The organism is Nostoc sp. FACHB-280 (assembly GCF_014697615.1).
GTDB lineage: Bacteria > Cyanobacteriota > Cyanobacteriia > Cyanobacteriales > Nostocaceae > Nostoc_B.
Genome location: NZ_JACJSD010000069.1, coordinates 1 through 20,989, shown reverse-complemented (window position 1 = coordinate 20,989; position 20,989 = coordinate 1). Strand labels below are relative to the sequence as shown.

Sequence of the window (20,989 nt, the reverse complement as noted above, 5' to 3'; positions counted from 1 at the left end):
TGGGGTGCTATTGGCGGTGGTAGTTTAGTTTGCGTTGTTATCAGGCTTGCTGGTTTAGCCAAGCTTCTAAATCTGCCACAACGGAAAAATCTAATAACGCCTCTGCTAAAAGAGACAATTGCTCAATAGATAATCCTCGAATTCGTTCAATCAACGCTGAATCAATTTCACCAAAACGACGATTTAGTAGACGTAGAATTACATCCTGCTGTCCTTCTTGTTTGGCTCTTTCGCGGTCTTGCTGATACAGTGGTTCTAGTCGCATAATTAACTCTCTGTCATCTGATTCTAAATTTTGATTGATCCTTAAATTTTCCCGCAGGTTGTAAACTAATTCTAGCGTCGCTTGCTTGTATGGGTGATTCAATGGTAACGCTGATAATTCCAAAATCGCCTGTGACTTTTTTTGAATTCAAAATTCAAAATTAGTAAGAAAATTAATTTTGAATTAAGGTAATTTTGAGTACAGGCTCCCACTGATTTTTATAATCAGTGGTTCATAATTAGTTGTGGGTTCAATCCCCGACTGATTTGAATTTTGAATTAATAATTTTGCATTTTGAATTGATTTGACTGAACATTTCCCCTGCCCAGAATTCTCAGCCACAACGTTTCCGGTGTTAATGGTAGCTGATGTCAATACCTCTCGGTTAAGGAATTAGGAATGACTTTTACTCACGAATTTATCATAGTTTCAAGCGTGCAACCTGATCCATTTTTGACAGGATGAGAGCTTAACCGAAAAGTATTGGCTTGAATGGATAATTTATTTTGCATAACTACTTAATTTAATGATGAATAGTCATAACACCAGACGAATCAGACTAATTGCTGAAGTTCAACAATGTCTGTTATTAGCTGTGCCATTAGCAGCCGCACAAATAGCAGAATCGGCAACTGTTTTTGTAGATACAGTTATGATGGGCTGGCTCGGAAGTCAGAGCATTGCTTCTGGTGGCTTGGGTGCTTCCATATTTATATTTTTTTTGCTGATTACTACAGCGACACTTTCTGCTGTCAGTCCCTTGGTTGCGGAAGCCTATGGAGCCGGAAAGCCAGAACAAGTAGGTTACATAGTAAGACAAGGCTTAGGGATATCTCTACTGTTAGGAATACCAATTACAGTTCTACTTTGGCATGGAGGAACTTTACTGGTGTTGTTGGGACAGAATACAAACACAGCAACGTTAGCACAAACTTATTTACGAGCGATCGCTTGGGGTTTGATACCTGGTTTGGGTTTCGCTGTGTTGAGAAGTTTTCTTGCCGCGATCTCCCAACCGCAATTAGTCATGGTAACTATTGTCTTAGGTACACTGCTCAATTTTATCGCTAACTATGTTTTAATGTTTGGCAAATTGGGATTACCCGTTATGGGATTAGCTGGTATTGGTTGGGCAAGTACACTTTCACTGTGGAGTATGTTTCTTGCTCTGGTGATTTATATCTTGACTCAACATCGCTTTGCAGTTTACAAAATCTTTCAACTTTCACCCAACTATAATTTTACCCAACAGCAACGCCGTATTTTATGGCAAATTTTTCAGGTAGGCTTGCCCATTGGTGGACTTATGGCTGTGGAAGCAGGATTCTTTACTGTTGTGATGTTCATTATGGGAAAATTAGGGACAACTGCCTTAGCTGCCCATCAAATCGCGTTGCAAACAGCTTCCATGTCATATCAAATCGCTTTAGGCATTTCTCTGGCAACAACAATACGCATTGGACAGTTACTTGGAGAACAAAAGGTAGCTGTTGCGAGACTGGCTGGATATGTGGGAATTGCCCTGGGAGCTTTATCTATGACCATCACTGGGATTATATTTTGGCTAGTGCCGCAGTTGGTTGTTTCCCTTTACCTTGACATCAACAATCCCAATAATCAAGACGTAGTTATCTTGGCAGTGAAATTGTTAGCAGTAGCAGCCATTTTTCAAATTGTTGACGGGATACAAATCACTGCTGCTGGAGCGTTACGCGGGCTAAAAGATACACGCATCCCGATGTTAATTGGGATTGTGGCTTACTGGTGTATTGGTTTAGTGATTGGTTACACTTTGGGAATTTGGTTTAATTATGGCCCAATTGGTCTATGGTGCGGATTAGCAATTGCTTTAGCTATAGCGGCGACAGTTTTAACTGTGAGATTTAGGATTTTGTCATCTGGGTGGAAAAAGGAAGTAGTGAGTCGGAATGAAGTTTGACATCTTGTCTTTTGACGCAGGTAAAAGCTTGATTCAGTATATACAGTTAGTGTCCGTACTTGAAATTTAGCTGCTAATTTCTTCAGTTATGAATTTTTTGTCAATTAACTGAGCATGAGTAGTAACTGGTGTTACAAATGGGCAATCAACCTTTAGAATTACCAAACAATTTTTCTAGTTTTGTAGAAATTCTGCGTTTTCGAGCCAGCGAACAACCTAAAAAAAAAGGGTATACTTTTTTACGTGATGGAGAAACAGCAGCAGCCCATTTGACTTATCAGGAACTTGATTGTCAAGCTCGAACTATTGCAGCTTTACTTCAAAATTGTGTAGCTAGTGGAGAGCGTGCTTTACTACTGTATCCGCCAGGACTAGAATACATTGACGCATTTTTCGGGTGTCTCTACGCTGGAGTCGTTGCTGTTCCAGCTTATCCGCCTCGGCTGAATCGACCCATGCCCAGACTAGCAACGATCGCATCTGACGCACAAGCAGCTGTAGTACTGACAACCACCAAAATTCTTGCTCAGATAGAACATCAGTTGCAGCAAACTCCCAACCTCAAATGTATGCGGTGGGTGACTACCGACAATCTTCAGAATGGACTAGAAAATAACTGGCAACAGACTCAACCTAAACATGATACATTAGCATTTTTACAATACACATCAGGCTCCACTGCCACACCCAAAGGTGTAATGGTGAGTCATGGGAATTTGCTGCATAACCAATGCCTTATCCAGCAGGCTATGGGGCATAGCTCCAAAACGATCTTTGTCGGTTGGTTACCACTGTTTCATGACATGGGACTAATTGGGAATATGCTTCAGCCTTTGTATTTGGGCATTCCCTGTATTCTCATGTCTCCGACAGCATTTCTACAGCGCCCTGTACGTTGGTTACAGGCGATTTCCCGATATCAAGCAACTACTAGCGGCGGGCCGAATTTTGCGTATGATCTATGTGTGAATAAAATTACTCCCGAACAACGAGCGACTCTTGACTTGAGTAGTTGGAAAGTCGCCTTTAACGGAGCAGAACCTGTCCATGCTGAAACTATCGAACGCTTCGCCGCAACTTTTGCTGACTGTGGTTTTCGCCGCCAAGCTTTCTATCCCTGTTACGGGATGGCGGAAACCACTTTGATGATTTCTGGTAAAACCAAAACAGCCGTACCAGTACTACAATCTTTCCAGCAAAAAGCACTGGCTCAAAATCAAGTCGTCCCGGCTGTTGGAGAAGGAATTGACAAAAAGATACTAGTCTCTTGTGGTCAACCCCTAGAGGATATGCAGATTGTCATTGCAAATCCTGATACTTTGACTCGTTGTAGTAATGATGAAGTGGGCGAGATTTGGGTTGCAGGTGGGAGTGTCGCTCAAGGCTATTGGAACCAGACAGAACAGACAGAGAAAACTTTCCAAGCTCACCTGCAAGATATTGGAACAGTCCCTTTTCTACGAACGGGAGACTTGGGATTTTTACACCAGGGCGAACTATTCATTACTGGTAGGCTGAAAGACTTAATTATCATCCGAGGGCGCAACCATTACCCTCAAGATATTGAACAAACAGCACAACAAAGTCACTCAGCACTGCAACCAAGCAGTAGTGCAGCATTTACTGTTGAAGTTGCTGATGAGGAACGGTTGATGCTGGCGATAGAGGTGAAACGCACTTATATCAAGAATTTGGATGGGGATGAAGTTATTAGAGCTATCCGTCAGGCAATAGTAGAAGAACATGAACTACAAGTTTATGCAGTGCTATTGCTGAAAACTGGCTCTATTCCCAAAACTTCTAGTGGTAAGATTCAGCGTTATGCTTGCCGATTAGGATTTATTAATCACAGTCTAGATGTTGTACATAGCAGTATTCTAGAACAGTCTAATTCTATAGTTAGCTTGTTGAGCCGTGAAACTCAACAGTCAGAGTTAGTTGCTAGTTTACAAGAGTTAGTAGAGCAAGTTCTGAAAATAGAGCGATCGCACTTAAATTACCACCAGCCTTTGAGTAATTTAGGTATCGACTCTTTAACTGCTATTGAACTACAAAACCGCATCGAAAATCAACTAGGTGTTATTTTACCAATGGCGGATATTCTCGCAGGTGCTTCGATTGCAGATTTAGCCAGTTTAATACAGATATCAAAAGAAATTGCGATCGCTCCAACACCACAAGCTGTCACTGAATACCCCCTTTCATACAGTCAGCAGGCGTTGTGGTTCCTGCATCAACTCTCACCCTCCAGCCCCGCCTACAATATTGTCAATGCTGTACGTCTGCATGGTGAACTCGATATTACTGCTCTGCAACGTACATTTCAAATATTAGTAGAACGCCATCCTTGTTTACGAACTACCTTTAGTGCGAACCAGGGAATAGCCACGCAACATATCCACGAACACCTAGAGGTTTGTTTTCAGCAAGAAGACGCTGCAACCTGGAGTGAGGAAGTTCTCAAAAACCGCTTGCTCAAAGAAGCTCACCGTCCCTTTAATCTGGAAACTGGCCCTTTACTGCGGGTGCTGTTGTTCACGCGGTTAAATAATGAACATATCCTGCTGTTAGCTGTACATCATATCATAGCTGATTTCTGGTCTTTAACTGTGCTTGTCGATGAGTTGAGAATTATCTACCAAGCACAAAAAGCTGGTGAGCAACAAACTCTCATTCCCCTCAGCCATTCGTACATAGACTATGTTCGGGCTGAGAGAGAAATGCTGGCGAGTCCCACAGGTGAAAGGCTTTGGGCATACTGGCAACAACAACTCTCAGGGGAATTACCAGTTTTAAATTTACCTACAGACCGACCCAGACCACCTGTGCAAACTTATCAAGGGGCTTCGCAGTTATGCAAACTGGATGCAGATTTAACACAAAAACTCAAAGCTCTTAGTAAAGCTCACAATGCTACTCTTTATACAACCTTGTTAGCAGCTTTTGTGGTGCTGATTTACCGTTTATCAGGTCAAGAAGATATCTTAGTAGGTTCGCCAACCACAGGTAGAAGTCGGGCAGATTTTGCTTCATTAGTTGGGTATTTTGTCAACCCTGTGGTGATGCGAGCGCAGATTTCGGGAAATCCCAGTTTTGAGGCGTTCCTCAAGCAAGTGCGCTCTTGTGTACTGGATGCTTTCAAACATCAAGATTACCCTTTTGCGCGTCTAGTTGAGCAATTACAACCAGTGCGCGATCGCAGTCGTTCCCCACTGTTTCAAGTGATGTTTGTCTTCCAGCAAGCGCACCTACTGAACGAACAAGGTTTAGCAGCATTCGCCTTGGGAGAAACAGGCGCAAGGATTAAATTAGGGGATTTAGAACTAGAATCTCTGCATTTACCTGGGCGGATAGCTCAATTCGATTTAACACTGATGATGGCTGAGGTAGATGGCGCGTTATCTGCTTCTTGGCAATACAATACAGATTTGTTTGATGCTGCTACTATTGCTCGGATGTCCGAGCATTTTGAAACATTACTAGCAGGAATTGTTGTCAATCCACAACAACAGATTGCAAATTTACCACTGTTAACTCATTCCCAACAACATCAACTCTTAGTAGAGTGGAACATTATTCAGGCTTATCAAAGTGATTTGTGTCTGCATCAACAGTTTGAGGTTCAGGTACAACAAACACCAGACGCAGTTGCAGTGGTGTTTGAACAAGAACAATTTACTTACCGAGAATTGAACCAACGAGCGAATCAGTTAGCCCATCATTTACAAGCTTTAGGTGTGAAACCAGAAGTATTGGTGGGTATTTATCTAGAACGCTCAATGGAGATGGTGGTGGGGATTTTGGCAATTCTCAAGGCTGGTGGTGCTTACGTTCCGCTAGATCCCACCTATCCCAAAGAACGTTTAGAATTTGTGTTAGATGATGCTCAGGTTGCAGTATTGTTAACTCAGGAGAAATTGCTGGCAAGTTTGCCTGAGTGTGGGGCGCAGGTAATTTGTTTAGACAAAGAGCGTGAAAGTTTGGAGCAACTGCCAGTAGATAATTTAATGAGTCAGGTGAATACAAATAATCTGGCTTATGTAATTTATACTTCCGGCTCGACTGGGAAACCCAAAGGTGTTTTAGTTACGCACCAGAACGTAATGCGGTTGTTTGCTGCTACTCAGTCGTGGTTTAATTTTAGCGATCGCGATGTCTGGACAAATTTTCACTCTTATGCTTTCGATTTCTCAGTTTGGGAAATTTGGGGTGCGCTTTTGTATGGTGGACGGTTGGTGGTGGTTTCCTACTGGATTACCAGGTCGCCAGAGGCATTTTATCAGTTGTTATGCAGCGAACAGGTAACAATCCTCAATCAAACACCCTCGGCTTTTCGTCAACTTATATGTGCAGAAGCAGCAGCAGGTGACACTCAAACTTTGGCTTTGCGAACAGTGATTTTTGGTGGTGAAGCTTTGGAACTTCAGAGTTTACAGCCTTGGTTTGAACGTCACGGAGATAGAGAACCGCAACTAGTCAATATGTACGGGATTACAGAGACAACGGTACACGTCACCTATCGTCCCATAACTATGGCAGATTCAAACCAAAAAGCCGGTAGTCCCATCGGGTATCGGATTCCTGATTTGCAAGTATATCTATTAGATTCACAACAGCGACCGGTTCCCATTGGGGTAGCAGGTGAACTGTATATTGGTGGTGCGGGTGTAGCTCGTGGTTATTTGAATCGCCCAGATTTGACTGCGGAACGATTTATTACTAATCCCTTTGGGGGTGTAGAGGGAGTATTAAATACTGAGAACTCAGCACTCAGCACTGTCAAAAGTCGCTTATATAAAACTGGCGATTTGGCTCGTTATTTACCCAATGGCGAACTTGAGTATTTGGGACGTATTGATCAGCAAGTGAAAATTCGCGGTTTTCGGATTGAGTTGGGTGAGATTGAGGCTGTTTTGTGTCAACATCCAACGATTCGAGAGGCGATCGCTTTAGTTCGAGAAAATCACCCTAAAATGTGGGGGAGCGAGCATGAGCAGGAGGACTCAGGAGCGATCGCAGATTTACGCCGCTTTATTAAGGTGCGATCGCCACAATCCACATCTGAGTCTAGCAAGTTATTAATTGCATATTGTGTTTATCATCAAGAAGCAAAACCCAATGTGACGGAATTGCGCGGCTTTTTGCAAGAGCGATTACCAGACTATATGATCCCGGCGGCTTTTGTAATGTTGCAGGAATTTCCCCTCACAGCTAACGGGAAAGTAGACCGGCGTGCGCTTCCGAATCCCAGCAACTTTCGCCCTGATTTAGCAAAAGTATTTGTCGCTCCCCGCACTTTAGTAGAAAAGACTTTAGCTCAAATTTGGTCACAGGTTTTAAATGTGGAACCTATAGGTATACACGACAATTTTTTTGAGTTAGGGGGCGATTCTATTCGGAGTATTCAGGTAAGAGCCAGAGGTATTGAACAAGGCTTAAACTTTTCGCTGCAACAACTTTTCCAGTATCAAACTATCGAGCAGTTAACGCAAGTGTTGGATTGTGAATTTCATAGTTTGTCAACGCCGAAAACCACAGCATTTAGTCTCATTTCGGATAGCGATCGCCAAAAGCTACCCAACAATATAGAAGATGCTTATCCGTTAGCGAGGATTCAGGCTGGAGTCATATTCCACAGTCAAGCTAGTCCTGATTCGCCGATGTATCATGACATCTTTCTTTATCATCTGCGGGTTGGTTTAGACACACAGCTTTTGCAAAAGGCTCTAGAGCAATTAATTGAGCGTCACGCCATCCTCCGCACTTCATTCGATTTGACAAACTTTAGCGAGCCATTACAGCTAGTTCATCGGACAATTTCTATCCCATTTCATGTAGAAGATTTGCGCTTGCTGTCACCAGATGAACGCTCTAGAGCAGTAAAAGACTGGATAGAAGTGGAAAAAAGCCGAAATTTTGATTGGAATTGTCCTCCCTTAATTCGCTTTTTTATTCATCGCCTCACAGATGATTCCTTTTATTTAACTTTGAGTTTTCACGACGCGATTCTAGATGGCTGGAGTACAGCTTCTTTACTCACAGAATTGTTGCATCGTTATGATGTTCTGTTGAGTGCAGAAATCTATCCGATTGATTCACCGCCAACTATTGCTTACCGAGATTTTATTGCTCTGGAACGTTCAACTTTAAAGTCTAGAGAATGTCAGGAATACTGGGAAAAGAAATTGCAAGATCATATCATTACAAAATTACCTCGTTGGACTTCTAGTCGTAGTAAAGCTGGAAATCCCCAAATAGGCGTTCTCAATGTACCGATTTCACAGCAGCTTTCTGACGGACTGAAGAAATTAGCGCGATTAGCAGAAGTTCCGATTAAACACGTCTTACTGGCTGCACATATAAGAGTGATGGCTTTGCTCAGTGGTGAAACTGATATCCTCACAGGTTTGGAGTCTAACGGACGACTGGAAGAACAAAATGCAGAGCAAACGCTGGGTATTCACCTCAACACAGTTCCCTTGCGTCTGCAACTAAGAGGCGGAACTTGGGTAGAGTTAGTGCAGCAAGTCTTCGAGGTGGAACGGGAATTATTAACCTTTAGACGTTATCCCTATGCTGAGTTGAAGAAGCTTAACAGTAATCAGCATTTATTTGAGACTGTTTTTAATTACACACACTTTCATGTTTTCCAAAGCTTGCAATCCTTGAAAAATATAGAAATTTTAGGAGCGCAAGGATTTGGTGAAACCCACTTTGCTTTAAGGGTTGAGTTTAATCGTGATGCAATTTCGGAACGCATACAACTCGATTTGGAGTGTGATTTAACAGATATAGACAATGCACAACTAGAGGCGATTGGCAACTATTTCAGCGAAACCTTAACAGCAATGTCTACACAGCCCTGGGAGCGTTATGAGTCCCAATGTTTGCTTCCAGATAAAGAACAGCAGACTTTGTTAGTGGATTGGAATAATACTGCAACTGAATATTCACAGGATTTATGTATTCATCAACAATTTGAAATTCAGGCTGCGAAAACCCCTGATGCGATCGCTTTAATTTTTGAAGACGAACAACTCACCTATCAACAATTGAACGATCGCGCCAATGCAGTCGCCCATCACCTACGTAGTTTAGGGGTGAGTAACGATTTACCAGTAGCAATATGTGTAGAGCGTTCTCTAGACATGGTAGTGGGTATTTTAGCTAGTCTGAAAGCTGGCGGTGCTTATATTCCACTAGACCCAGCGTATCCTATAGAACATTTATCTTTCATCCTAGAGGATGCCCAAGTACCAGTTTTGCTGACTCAAGCACATTTGATAGCAAAACTTCCTACTCATCAAGGGCAAATAGTGTGTCTAGACTCGGATACCTGGACTCACGAGAGTACAGAGAACCTGATTAATAATAATACGCTAGAAAATCTGGCATATATTGTCTACACCTCTGGTTCAACAGGTCAACCCAAGGGAGTGTTAATCACTCACAACAATTTAATTCACTCAACCAGTGCTAGGATGACCTACTACCAAGAACCCGTTAGGAGTTTCTTATTAGTTCCCTCCTTCGCCTTTGATAGTTCAGTAGCCTGCATTTTCTGGACACTTTGTCAAGGTGGAACCTTAGTACTGGTGAAAGAGGGTAGCCAAAAAGACATCTGGCAGTTGGCAAAGGCGATCGCTAAACATCAGATTTCTCACTGGTTGAGTGTGCCTTCCTTATATAACGCTTTGTTAACACAGATAGATCCGACCGAGTTAAATTCTTTAAACACCGTCATTGTCGCTGGGGAAACTTGCTCTGCTGAGTTAGTCAAACGTCACCATCAACTACTGCCTTCGACATCCCTATTCAATGAATATGGGCCAACAGAAGCAACAGTCTGGAGCAGTGTCTACAATTGTCAAAACTATGATTGTACAACTCCTGTTCCTATTGGTCGTCCAATTGCCAACACCCAAATATATTTGTTGGATTCTTATGGTCAACCAGTACCCATTGGAGTTGCGGGAGAACTACATATCAGTGGTGGCGGCGTAGCGAAGGGATATCTTAACCGTCCTGAACTGACAGCCCAAAAGTTTATTCCCAATCCCTTTAATAATTCCAAATTGTACAAAACTGGGGATTTAGCGCGTTATTTACCTGATGGCAACATTGAGTTTTTGGGCCGTAGCGATCATCAGGTGAAACTGAGAGGATATCGGATTGAACTCACAGCAATCGAAGCAGTTTTATTACAGCATCCTCTAGTCCGTGAGGCTGTTGTCATCGTCACGGAAGAAGATTCAAGCAAACGCCTAGTTGCATATTTGGTATCTCAACAAACATCAGTCCCCACAAAAGTTGAGTTGCAGAGTTTCTTAAAACAAAAGTTACCAGAGTACATGATTCCCGCCACCTTCGTCATGCTGGATACCCTACCATTAACTCCTAATGGGAAAGTCGATCGCCGGAATTTGCCAACATCCCAACAAACCCAATCTGAGGAACAAAAAATGGCTGAAATTCTCAAACTTCTGGAGACTCTTTCAGAAGACGAAGTGAAAGCAATGCTTTCCCAGAAAAAATTATCGAGCAATCTCAAAAACTAGGAGAGGGGAGAGACATAAACGTTAGTTGCGCCATCCCGCCTTCTTAGCAACACTAGATACCAGATTCTTAATCTAAAATCTAAAATTTAAAATCCAAAATTCCTATGAGTGACGAACTTCTCAAGCGGATTGATTTACTTTCAACAGAAAAGCGTGAACTTCTGGAAATGCTGATGAAGGAGGACATAGTATCACAAACTACTTATGTAGCACCTCGCACACCAGTTGAGGAAGAACTGGCTAATATCTGGAGTCAGGTGTTAGGGATTGAACGAGTGGGCATTCATGACAACTTTTTGGAGTTGGGAGGAGATTCGATTCAAAGTATTCAGGTTGTAGCCAAAGTCAATCAGGTAGGTATTCAACTAACTAGCAATCAGTTGTTTGAGTATCCAACAATTGCAGAGTTAGCAACAGTTGTGGGGATCAATCCTGCTTTGCAAGCACAACAGGAGTCGGTTATTGGGCCAGTACCTCTAACGCCTATACAAAGGTGGTTCTTCGAGCAAAACTTAGAGGAACTTCACCATTGGAACCAAGCTGTTTTACTAGAGGTACAGCCTAATCAAAACCCAGCATTGCTAGAGCAGGCTTTTGGGCAATTGCTAATTCAGCATGATGCGCTGCGTTTGAGATATGAACAAAAACAAGGAATCTGGCAGCAAAGTAATCAAGGTCTTGGGGAGACAGTATCTTTTTCCCAGTTTGATTTATCCCAAATTGCTGAATCAGAGCAACCGTTGGCTATTGAAAGAATCGCCACAGAACTACAAAGTAGCCTGAACTTGTGCGAAGGGCCACTAATGAAAGTGGCATTCTTTAACATTGGGGATCAAAAACCCGATCGCCTGCTCCTGATTGTGCATCATTTGGTAGTGGATGGAGTTTCTTTCCGAATCATGTTAGAAGATTTTCAGACAGTTTATCAACAACTGACTCGTGGGGAGGCAATTTTCTTGCCACCGAAAACGACTTCTTTTCAGCAATGGTCTGATCTGATGACGGAGTATGCTAACTCACAAGAACTCAAGCAAGAATTGAATTATTGGTTAACACAATCTAGACAGACTCAGCCTATACCAATAGACTTCATAGAAGGAGCTAATACCGAAGAATCAACTGGTATTGTATCGGTATCTTTGACACCACAAGAAACGCAAGCTTTACTTCAGGAAACTCCAGCAGTCTATCGCACCCAAATTAATGAAGTGTTGTTAACATCTGTGGTGCAAGCTGTTTGTCAATGGACAGGGACGCGTACTCTTTTGATTGACTTAGAAGGTCATGGACGCGAAGCAGTAATTACAAGTGTGGATACTTCCCGCACCGTAGGCTGGTTTACTTCTGTATTTCCTGTACATTTAAATTTAGAAAAAGTTGATGATTTACTGAATACATTAAGGTCGGTTAAAGAGCAATTGCGTAGCATTCCCAATCGAGGTATTGGTTATGGCTGGTTACGTTATTGCAGTAGTGATCGAGAAATTATTGATAAATTATCAGCACTTTCCCAAGCAGAAATTAGTTTAAATTATCTAGGACAATTTGATCGCGTCTTTGCTGAATCCGCAACTTTTCAAGTAGCGCAGGAATCTTATGGTGCGACTAATAGTCCGAAAGCAACTCGTTCGCATTTGCTACAAATTATCGGCAAAGTGATAGGAAGAGAACTACAAATTAACTGGGTATATAGTAAAAATATTCATCGACGCGATACAGTAGAAAATCTAGCTCAGTGTTTTATAGAGACATTGCGATCGCTAATTAACCAAAGTTATTCTAATAGTTCAAATAGCTTCACGCCATCCGACTTTCCAGAAGCGGAGTTAAGTCAAGAACAACTCGATCGGCTTTTCAGAAATTAAACCTCAAAATCTGCTCAAGCAAACAATAATTTAACTATGGAAGCTAAAAATATCGAGGACATCTATACACTCTCGCCGACACAACAGGGTATGCTCTTCCATGTCTTGTCTGCTCCCGATTCTGGCATATATATTGAACAAGCGATTTGTATCCTACAAGGAGATTTTAACATTTGCGCTTTTGAACAGGCTTGGCAGTCGGTTATACATCAGCATTCGAGTTTAAGAACAGCTTTTGTGTGGAAAAATTTGGATAAACCAATTCAGGTGGTTTATCGACAAGCAAAATTGCTAATTGAGCAATATAATTGGTGTGAATTTTCAACTAATGCTCAATCAGCACAATTACAAAATTATCTACAAACTGACCAAATTCGTGGCTTTGACATTTCTGAACCACCTTTAATGCGTTTGGCTATCATCAAAATTGCAAAAGATACTTACAAAGTAATTTGGAGTAGTCATCACCTAATTCTTGATGCTTGGTCTAACACCATAATTTTGCAACAGGTTTTTGCTTTGTATGCAAGTTTTTGTCAAGGTAAAAATATCCAATTAAAACCTAGCCGTCACTATCGAGATTATATTGCTTGGCTGAAACAACAAGATTTATCCCCAGCAGAGAATTTTTGGCGACGATTTCTGCAACCTTTGACAGCACCTACTCCCTTAACCATAGACCAAATTACTCATAATTTAGAGTCAGAATATGGTCAGCATCATATAAAGCTACCAATTGCAACTACAACAGCATTGAAATCTTTCGCACAACAACAGCAATTAACGCTGAATACATTGATGCAAGGGGTTTGGGCTTTGCTTTTAAGTCACTATAGTGGCAAAGAAAATGTTGTTTTTGGAACAGTTGTATCAGGTCGTCCGCCTAGTTTGCTAGGGATAGATTCGATGGTGGGACTATTTGTAAATACTCTACCCATGAGGATTGATTTACCTAGCGAACAGTTCTTAATTTCTTGGTTAAAAGACATACATTCTCAGCAAATCAAACTACATCAGTACGAATACACTCCCCTAGCACAAATTCAGAAATGGAGTGAACTACCCAAAGGAAAGCCTTTATTTGAGAGTATTTTAGTATTTCAAAATTCCGCCATTGATATTTCTCAACTATCAACAGCAAAGCTAAAGATTGATTATGTTGGTTCTATAGGACATTCCAACTATCCACTCACTATTAGAGTCACACCATCACCAGAGCTATTACTGGAGGTGATTTATGACTCACGACGTTTTGCGATCGCTACAATCACCAAAATTTTAGAACAATTTGCTGCACTCCTTGGCTATATGGTGACACAGCCCGATTGCCAATTGAGTACCTTAATAGAAATTCTCAATCAAACTCAAAGGGAAAAAAAAGCCACAGTTCTCAAGGAACGCCGACAGGCTATCGCCGCAAAGTTGAATAATTTACAGCCAAAGGTTGTCAAGCTATCACACGGAGAATTAATTAAAACAAGTTATTTAGAATATCAAAATACATTACCTCTAGTAGTACAGCCCAGTTTACAAGATTTGGATCTATTGGCTTGGACTAAGAACAATTTGGAATTTATCGAAAGACAACTTTTGCAATCTGGAGGAATTCTTTTACGGAACTTCAATATAAATTTAATATCTACCTTTGAACAATTCATCAAATCCCTTTATTCAAACCTTTTACCATATCAAGAACGCTCTACACCCCGAACAGAAATTGGTGACAATATTTATACTTCAACCGAATATCCAGCACATCAACATATTGCTTTACATAATGAATTTTCTTATTCATATACTTGGCCAATGAAAATCTGTTTTCATTGTATTAAATCTGCTGCTAAAGGTGGCGAAACTCCTATTGCTGATAGCAGGAAAGTTTTTCAATTGCTCGATCCAAAAATCAAAGAACGATTTATACAAAATAAAGTTATGTATGTGCGAAACTATGGTACTGGAATAGACCTTTCTTGGCAAGAAGTATTTCAGACCACTGATAAGTCGGTTGTGGAAGATTACTGCCGTAAATCAACCATAGAATTTGAGTGGAAAGGTAATAATTTGAAAACTTGGCAAGTTCGTCATGCTGTTGCCGAACATCCGCAGACAGAAGAGATGGTATGGTTCAATCAAGCTCATTTATTTCACATATCGAATTTGGCAGCAGAAGTGCGTGAATCAATGCTGCAAGCTTTTCCAGAAGACCTTCCACGTAATGCTTATTATGGCGATGGTTCAAAAATAGAAACATCTATATTAGATGAAATTCGTGAGGCTTATCAGCAAGCAACAGTCAGCTTTTCTTGGCAAGAAGGAGATATATTACTGCTGGATAATATGTTAGTTGCTCATGGTCGAAACCCATTTGTAGGTACAAGAAAAGTCGTGGTGGCTATGGCAGAGCCATTTACACAAAAGTTATAGTTTTAACTTTAAAAGAAAGCCTTACCAAATATTAATATAAAATTCAAAAAGTCAATAGATAAAATTTTCATTCTCTGCGCTTTTACGTGAAATAAAAATATTCAAAAAGGAAAGTATAACGTGTGTGGCATAGTGGCGATATTTTCAAAACAGGAACCCATTTCAACAGAGGTTTTGGCGCAAGCCACTCAACGGTTACACCATCGTGGACCAGATCAACAGTGCCAGTGGGTTGCACCTCATCAACGAGTAGGGTTAGGTCATACTCGACTGAGTATTATCGATTTGACGACAGGAGAACAACCTATAGCGAACGAAGCAGAAAACCTGCGAATTGTTGTGAATGGTGAGTTTTACGATTTTGAAAGAATTGTGCGTGAATTGAAGCAACGAGGACATCAATTTCGTACTGGTTCTGATAGTGAGATAGCACTTCACCTTTATGAGGAGATGGGTACGCAATGTTTAGAACATCTGCGCGGTGAATTTGCTTTTGTATTGTGGGATGAATCAAAAGAACTTCTGTTTGCGGCACGCGATCGCTTTGGCATCAAACCACTTTATTATGCGCTCGTAGGCGACACAATCTATTTGGCATCTGAAGTCAAAGCCTTATTTGCAGCAGGTGTACCAGCAAAGTGGGATCGTGAATCTTTTTTCCAACAGCTGTTTATCTATTTGAACCAAGACCGCACATTATTCGCAGGTGTATATCAAGTGCCGCCGGGTCATTATCTTCTGGCAACGCGCCAGGGCGTACAGCTTGTTCGTTATTGGGATCTTGATTACCCAATACCGGGTACTACTACTGGGCGCAGCGATGCTGAATATATAAAGCAACTTCACGACACATTAGCTGAGGCGATCCGAATTCGTCTGCGAGCTGATGTACCAGTTGGGTGCTTTCTTAGTGGCGGCGTTGATTCGTCTACAGTACTTGGCATGGCAGCAAAATATAGTTCTGAGCCGATTCGTGCCTTTACCGTCAGCTTCGATGGTACAGCTTATGACGAAAAAGCGATCGCTCGTGAGACAGCAGCGTATGTCGGTGCTGATTTTCAATCCATTCCACTCAATCAGTCAGATTTCGCCAATCATCTTGCTGATGCAATTTGGTACGCTGAAACCCTCGCTATTAACCCTCATGGTGTTGCGAGATATTTACAAAGTCGTGTAGTGCATAATTCAGGTTATAAAGTCGTATTATCTGGCGAAGGTTCTGACGAAATATTTGCCGGATATAGCCATGCACGACAAGATTTATTTTTCAATCAAACAAGTTCTAATCCTACACCAGTCGCCTTAGCAGGAGTAGAAAAAATATTAGGTTTTATTCCTTATTGGCTCAAAGAAATAGCAATCACTAGGTCATTATTTCATCTTCTGCTTGCACCTGATTATGCTGCACAATTTGTTGACCAAGATGCCTACAGCAGCTTTTTAAAACAGTTTGATATACCAGGGCAACTTACAGGACGGGAGCCTGTAATTCAGTCACTTTATTTATGGTCTAAATCAATTTTGCCAAACTATATATTGTTTGCTGAACGTTTAGAAATGGCACACGCTGTTGAAGTTCGTTTACCATTTTTAGATCATCATCTTTTTGAGTTAGTGCGTCAGATGCCAACTTCACTTTTGATTCGGGGAATGAAGGAAAAATATATCCTACGAGAAGCTGCTCGACCTTTTTTAACTGATACAGTTTACGCTCGTCCAAAACAGCCATTTACTGCACCACCCGCAACTCTCACAACGAACAATAAACTTTACACATTAATTCAAGACTCCTTACGTAGTTCAGCTATGAAATCATTACCATTCTTTGACCAAGCAGCAGTTATTACATTATTAGATAAGCTTCCTGAAATGAATGTGAATAAACGCATAGCTCTAGACTCAATCTTACTGATGATATTGTGTACATATTTTCTTCATACTAAATATAATTTGTAGATAAATTACTTAAACAAAATCTATTTTTTGAATGATTTAAGGGAGCAAAGCAAATGAGCAATTTAATTTTTAAACGCAGAGGATCGCGGAGATTTTATTAGAGCTTGTTTTCAATCATTCATAAAAACTTTTCTTGATTCTCTGTGTTCTCTACGGTTCGTTAAAAAATAGGTAATATCAGGGTATATGTCAGATAATTTTATTGAAGGATATAAACTTTCACCTCAGCAAAAACGCCTTTGGTATTTCCAGCAAAATAATCTAGCTTACCATGCTAAATTAGGTATTTTGATTCAAGGAAATCTCAACATTCAGCTTTTAAAAGAGTCTTTGCATCAGATGATAAAACGACATGATATTCTTCGCACAGCGTTTCATCAACTTTCGGAAATAAAATACCCAATTCAAATAATAACTGCTTCTGCTAATTTACTATGGCATGAGTTTGATTTGAGTCATTTGGATAATGAGCAACAAGAGCAAAAAATAGCAGAATTATTCACAGAAGCAGAGACGCATTATTTAAATTTTGAAAAAAGGTTACTTTTGCGTTTTACTCTGTTGACTCTATCAACACAAAGACATATTTTATTTATTACTCTACCTTCTCTATGCGCTGATGCTCAAACGCTAAAAAATATTGTTAAAGAAATTTTCTATTTTTATACTAAATCTACCACAAATTTAGAAGAACCGATTCAATATATCCAATTTTCTGAATTGCAGAATGAATTAATTGAATCGCCAGATACAGAAATCGTAAGAGAATATTGGCGCAATAAAAATATTGATGAGCTTCTCAATATAAAGCTACCCTTAGTAAATCAAGCTTCTGTAAAAGTAGAATTTTCACCTCAAATTGTTAGCTGGACAGTTGCACCTAATTTATTACCAAATATTGCAGCAATTATTCAAAAATATAATATTTCAATTTCTGTATTTTTTCTAGCTTGCTGGCAGGTCTTACTTTGGCGTTTAACTGGACAGTCAGATTTGGTAGTTGGCTTTTATTGTCATGGTAGAATTTATGAAGAATTGGAAGATGTAATTGGATTGCTGGCAAAATATTTACCAGTACATTGTCATTTAAAAGAAAATTATAAGTTTAGCCAGTTTCTCTTGCAGGTGAATGAATCAATCAACGAAGTAGAAGCATGGCAAGAATATTTTAGTTGGGAACAGGTAGTTGAAGATACAAAACAACTAGAAGAATCACCTTTTTTCCCGTTCTGTTATGATTTTGAGGAACAGTCAGGAAAGCATTGTGCTGATGAGATAGCATTTGAAATTTACCAACAGTATAACTGTATTGAAAAATTTCAAGTTAAATTATCCTGCCAAATTCAGAAAGATTCTATAATTACAGAGTTTCATTACAATTCTAATTTATTTACACAACAGCAGATCGATTATTTAGTTAGACAATTTTACACATTATTAGCAAGTATTGTCAGCAATCCAGAAACATTGATTGATAAATTAGAAATTTTGAGTGATGTTGAGCGAGAACAACTGCTGTTTAATTTTAATGATACAGAGACGGATTACCAAATAATTGAATGTATCCACCAACTAATTGAGCAACAAGTAGATAGGACACCAAATAATTTAGCTGTAGTATTTCAAAACGAGCAATTAACTTATCGAGAACTAAACGTTCGTGCTAATCAATTAGCACATTATCTTCAAGCTTTAGGAGTAAAACCGGAAGTACTGGTGGGAATTTGTGTGGAACGCTCTTTAGAAATGCTGGTGGGGATATTAGGTATCCTCAAAGCTGGAGGAGCATACCTACCAATCGATCCGACTTATCCTGTGGATAGGTTGGCTTATATACTAGAGGATTCCCAAGTACCAGTACTATTAACTCAACAACATTTGCTCCAAAATCTGCCTGCTCACGGAGCGCAGGTACTCTGCATAGATGCAAATTGGAATGCTATTGCTAGAGAAAGTGATGCTAATCTTGTTAACGAAATAACAACTGATAACCTAGCCTACTTAATCTATACTTCTGGATCTACAGGGAAACCAAAAGGAGTGCAGATAACGCATCAAAACTTGGTTCACTCCATAAATGCTCGGATTGTTTATTATCAAAAATCAGTTAGCAGTTTTTTATTAACTTCACCTTTTGCCTTTGATAGTTCCGTTGCAGGTATCTTTTGGACTTTGTGTCAAGGGGGAATTCTCTCACTACCACCAGAGAATTTTCAATTAGATTTTAGCCAAATTATAGAGGCGATCGCTCAACAACAAATTTCTCATTTATTATGTCTGCCATCTCTCTACAAACTCATATTGGAGCAAGCCCAACCGCAGCAACTACTTAGCCTGCAAACTGTAATTGTAGCCGGAGAATCATGTCCACAAAAACTTGTAGAGCAGCATCGTGAATTACTGCCTGCTACATTACTATTTAATGAATATGGCCCTACAGAAGGAACAGTTTGGAGCAGTGTATATGATTGCCAAAATCATGATTTGAAAACTGTTGTACCCATTGGTTGTCCAATTCCCAATACCCAGATTTATATACTGGATGCTCATTTACAACCAGTTCCAATTGGAGTTGCTGGTGAATTGTACATTGGCGGTCTTGGTTTAGCAAGAGGATATCTCAACCGTCCTGAATTAACTGGCGAAAAGTTTATTCCTCACCCCTTTGAAAAGGCAAGGGAGCAGGGGAGCAGGGGGGCAGAGGGAGAATTTCTCACTCCTTACTCCTCACTCAGCACTCATCACTCAGCACGGGCTGAACGCCCCGCTTCCGCTAACAGCACTCTTAAAAGTCGTTTATACAAGACAGGAGACTTAGCTCGTTACTTATTAGATGGCAATATTGAGTTTTTGGGACGAAGCGATCGTCAAGTAAAGATTCGGGGTTTCCGCATTGAGTTAGGAGAGATTGAAGCGTTACTGACTCAAGACCCACTTTTACAGGAAGTCGTAGTTTTGGCTCAGGAGGACAACATAACTAATAAACGCTTGGTTGCCTATATTGTTCCAAAGCAAGAGTCAGCACCAAAGGTTAGTGAACTGCGTAGCTTTTTGAAAAATCACTTACCTGATTATATGATCCCGTCCGATTTTGTTGTATTGAAGGCGCTACCACTGAATCCCAATGGTAAAGTAGATCGCCAAGCACTACTAACTTATAAGCAGGAAAAGTCAGAACTGGAGGTAGGATTTGTTGCACCTCGTAACTCAGTTGAAAAAGCATTAGCTCAAATTTGGTGTCAAGTGCTGGGTTTAAAACAAGTAGGTATTTATGATAACTTCTTTGAGTTGGGAGGAGATTCAATACTACTAACTCAGTTAATTTTTCGAGTGCAGAAAAATTTTCAAATAGACCTACCCTTGCAGAGTTTGTTTGAAATGCCAACCATATCAAGCCTAGCCGAAAGTATTGAGATGTTTCAAGATACAAGTTCTGATAATATTGCTGGGAAAACTGTTGTAGATTTACAAGTTGAAGCCGTCCTCGATTCCACAATTAACATTGAAGCTATCCAAAAAGAATATATAGATGAGCCAGTAAATATTTTCTTAACTGGAGCAACAGGCTTTTTAGGAGCTTTTTTACTTGATGAACTTCTGCGAAAAACTCAAGCCAATATTTATTGTTTAGTACGTTCGGCTAACCTTGAAGAAGGGAAACATCAAATCCGCAACAAGCTAAAAACATATTCACTTTGGAATGAAAATTTTAGTTCGAGAATCATCCCCGTTATTGGAGATCTATCTCAAACATATTTCGGACTTTCTGAAGCAGAATTTCTCATATTAGCAAATAAAATAGATGTGATTTATCACAATGGGGCTATAGTTAATTTTGTTTATAGCGTTTTCCAGTCTAATGAGATACAGTAATTAGATAAGATATAGATTATGAGAAGATATAAATGAAAGCATACTCACTTGACTTTCGGCAGAAAATAATTGATGCGTACTTAGAGGGTGGGATCTCACAAAGACAGTT

Annotated in this window: 6 protein-coding genes and 1 pseudogene; 6 read left to right on the top strand and 1 reads right to left on the bottom strand. The window is 40.2% G+C overall.

From position 1 onward, the window contains the following. Window positions 1-40: 40 nt before the first annotated feature. A pseudogene (locus H6G75_RS30180) lies at window positions 41-403 on the bottom strand (DUF4351 domain-containing protein); the annotation flags it as partial. A gap of 388 nt (window positions 404-791) precedes the next feature. On the opposite strand from H6G75_RS30180, the gene H6G75_RS30175 reads away from it, so the two are divergent. The 6 genes from H6G75_RS30175 to H6G75_RS30150 all read left to right on the top strand — a co-directional run bounded on the left by H6G75_RS30175 (window position 792) and on the right by H6G75_RS30150 (window position 20,880). After that, window positions 792-2,204 carry an MATE family efflux transporter gene (locus H6G75_RS30175; RefSeq protein ID WP_242051696.1) on the top strand — a complete coding sequence of 471 codons (1,413 nt, stop codon included), beginning with the start codon at window positions 792-794 and terminating at the stop codon, window positions 2,202-2,204. Between the two features lie 137 nt (window positions 2,205-2,341). After that, window positions 2,342-10,762, top strand: coding sequence for a non-ribosomal peptide synthetase (locus H6G75_RS30170; protein ID WP_190983584.1), 8,421 nt, complete (start codon window positions 2,342-2,344; stop codon window positions 10,760-10,762). Window positions 10,763-10,866: 104 nt separating this feature from the next. After that, the gene (locus tag H6G75_RS30165) at window positions 10,867-12,627 is read left to right on the top strand and encodes a condensation domain-containing protein (RefSeq protein WP_190983583.1); all 1,761 of its coding nucleotides are present in this window, start codon (window positions 10,867-10,869) and stop codon (window positions 12,625-12,627) included. Window positions 12,628-12,663: 36 nt separating this feature from the next. Next, entirely contained in the window at window positions 12,664-15,051 is a 2,388-nt protein-coding gene (locus H6G75_RS30160; RefSeq protein ID WP_190983582.1) for a condensation domain-containing protein, read from the top strand. 120 nt (window positions 15,052-15,171) lie between these two features. Next, on the top strand, window positions 15,172-17,007 hold the full coding sequence (gene asnB / locus H6G75_RS30155) for an asparagine synthase (glutamine-hydrolyzing) (protein WP_190983581.1): 1,836 nt from the start codon (window positions 15,172-15,174) through the stop codon (window positions 17,005-17,007). Window positions 17,008-17,193: 186 nt separating this feature from the next. After that, window positions 17,194-20,880 carry a non-ribosomal peptide synthetase gene (locus H6G75_RS30150; RefSeq protein ID WP_190983580.1) on the top strand — a complete coding sequence of 1,229 codons (3,687 nt, stop codon included), beginning with the start codon at window positions 17,194-17,196 and terminating at the stop codon, window positions 20,878-20,880. The last annotated feature ends 109 nt before the right edge of the window (window positions 20,881-20,989 follow it).

Bases quoted from the DNA above. Each gene is read 5' to 3' on its own strand.
- H6G75_RS30170 (WP_190983584.1), top strand. From the start codon at position 2,342: ATGGGCAATCAACCTTTAGAATTACCAAACAATTTTTCTAGTTTTGTA.
- H6G75_RS30160 (WP_190983582.1), top strand. From the start codon at position 12,664: ATGGAAGCTAAAAATATCGAGGACATCTATACACTCTCGCCGACACAA.
- H6G75_RS30165 (WP_190983583.1), top strand. From the start codon at position 10,867: ATGAGTGACGAACTTCTCAAGCGGATTGATTTACTTTCAACAGAAAAG.
- H6G75_RS30150 (WP_190983580.1), top strand. From the start codon at position 17,194: ATGTCAGATAATTTTATTGAAGGATATAAACTTTCACCTCAGCAAAAA.
- H6G75_RS30175 (WP_242051696.1), top strand. From the start codon at position 792: ATGATGAATAGTCATAACACCAGACGAATCAGACTAATTGCTGAAGTT.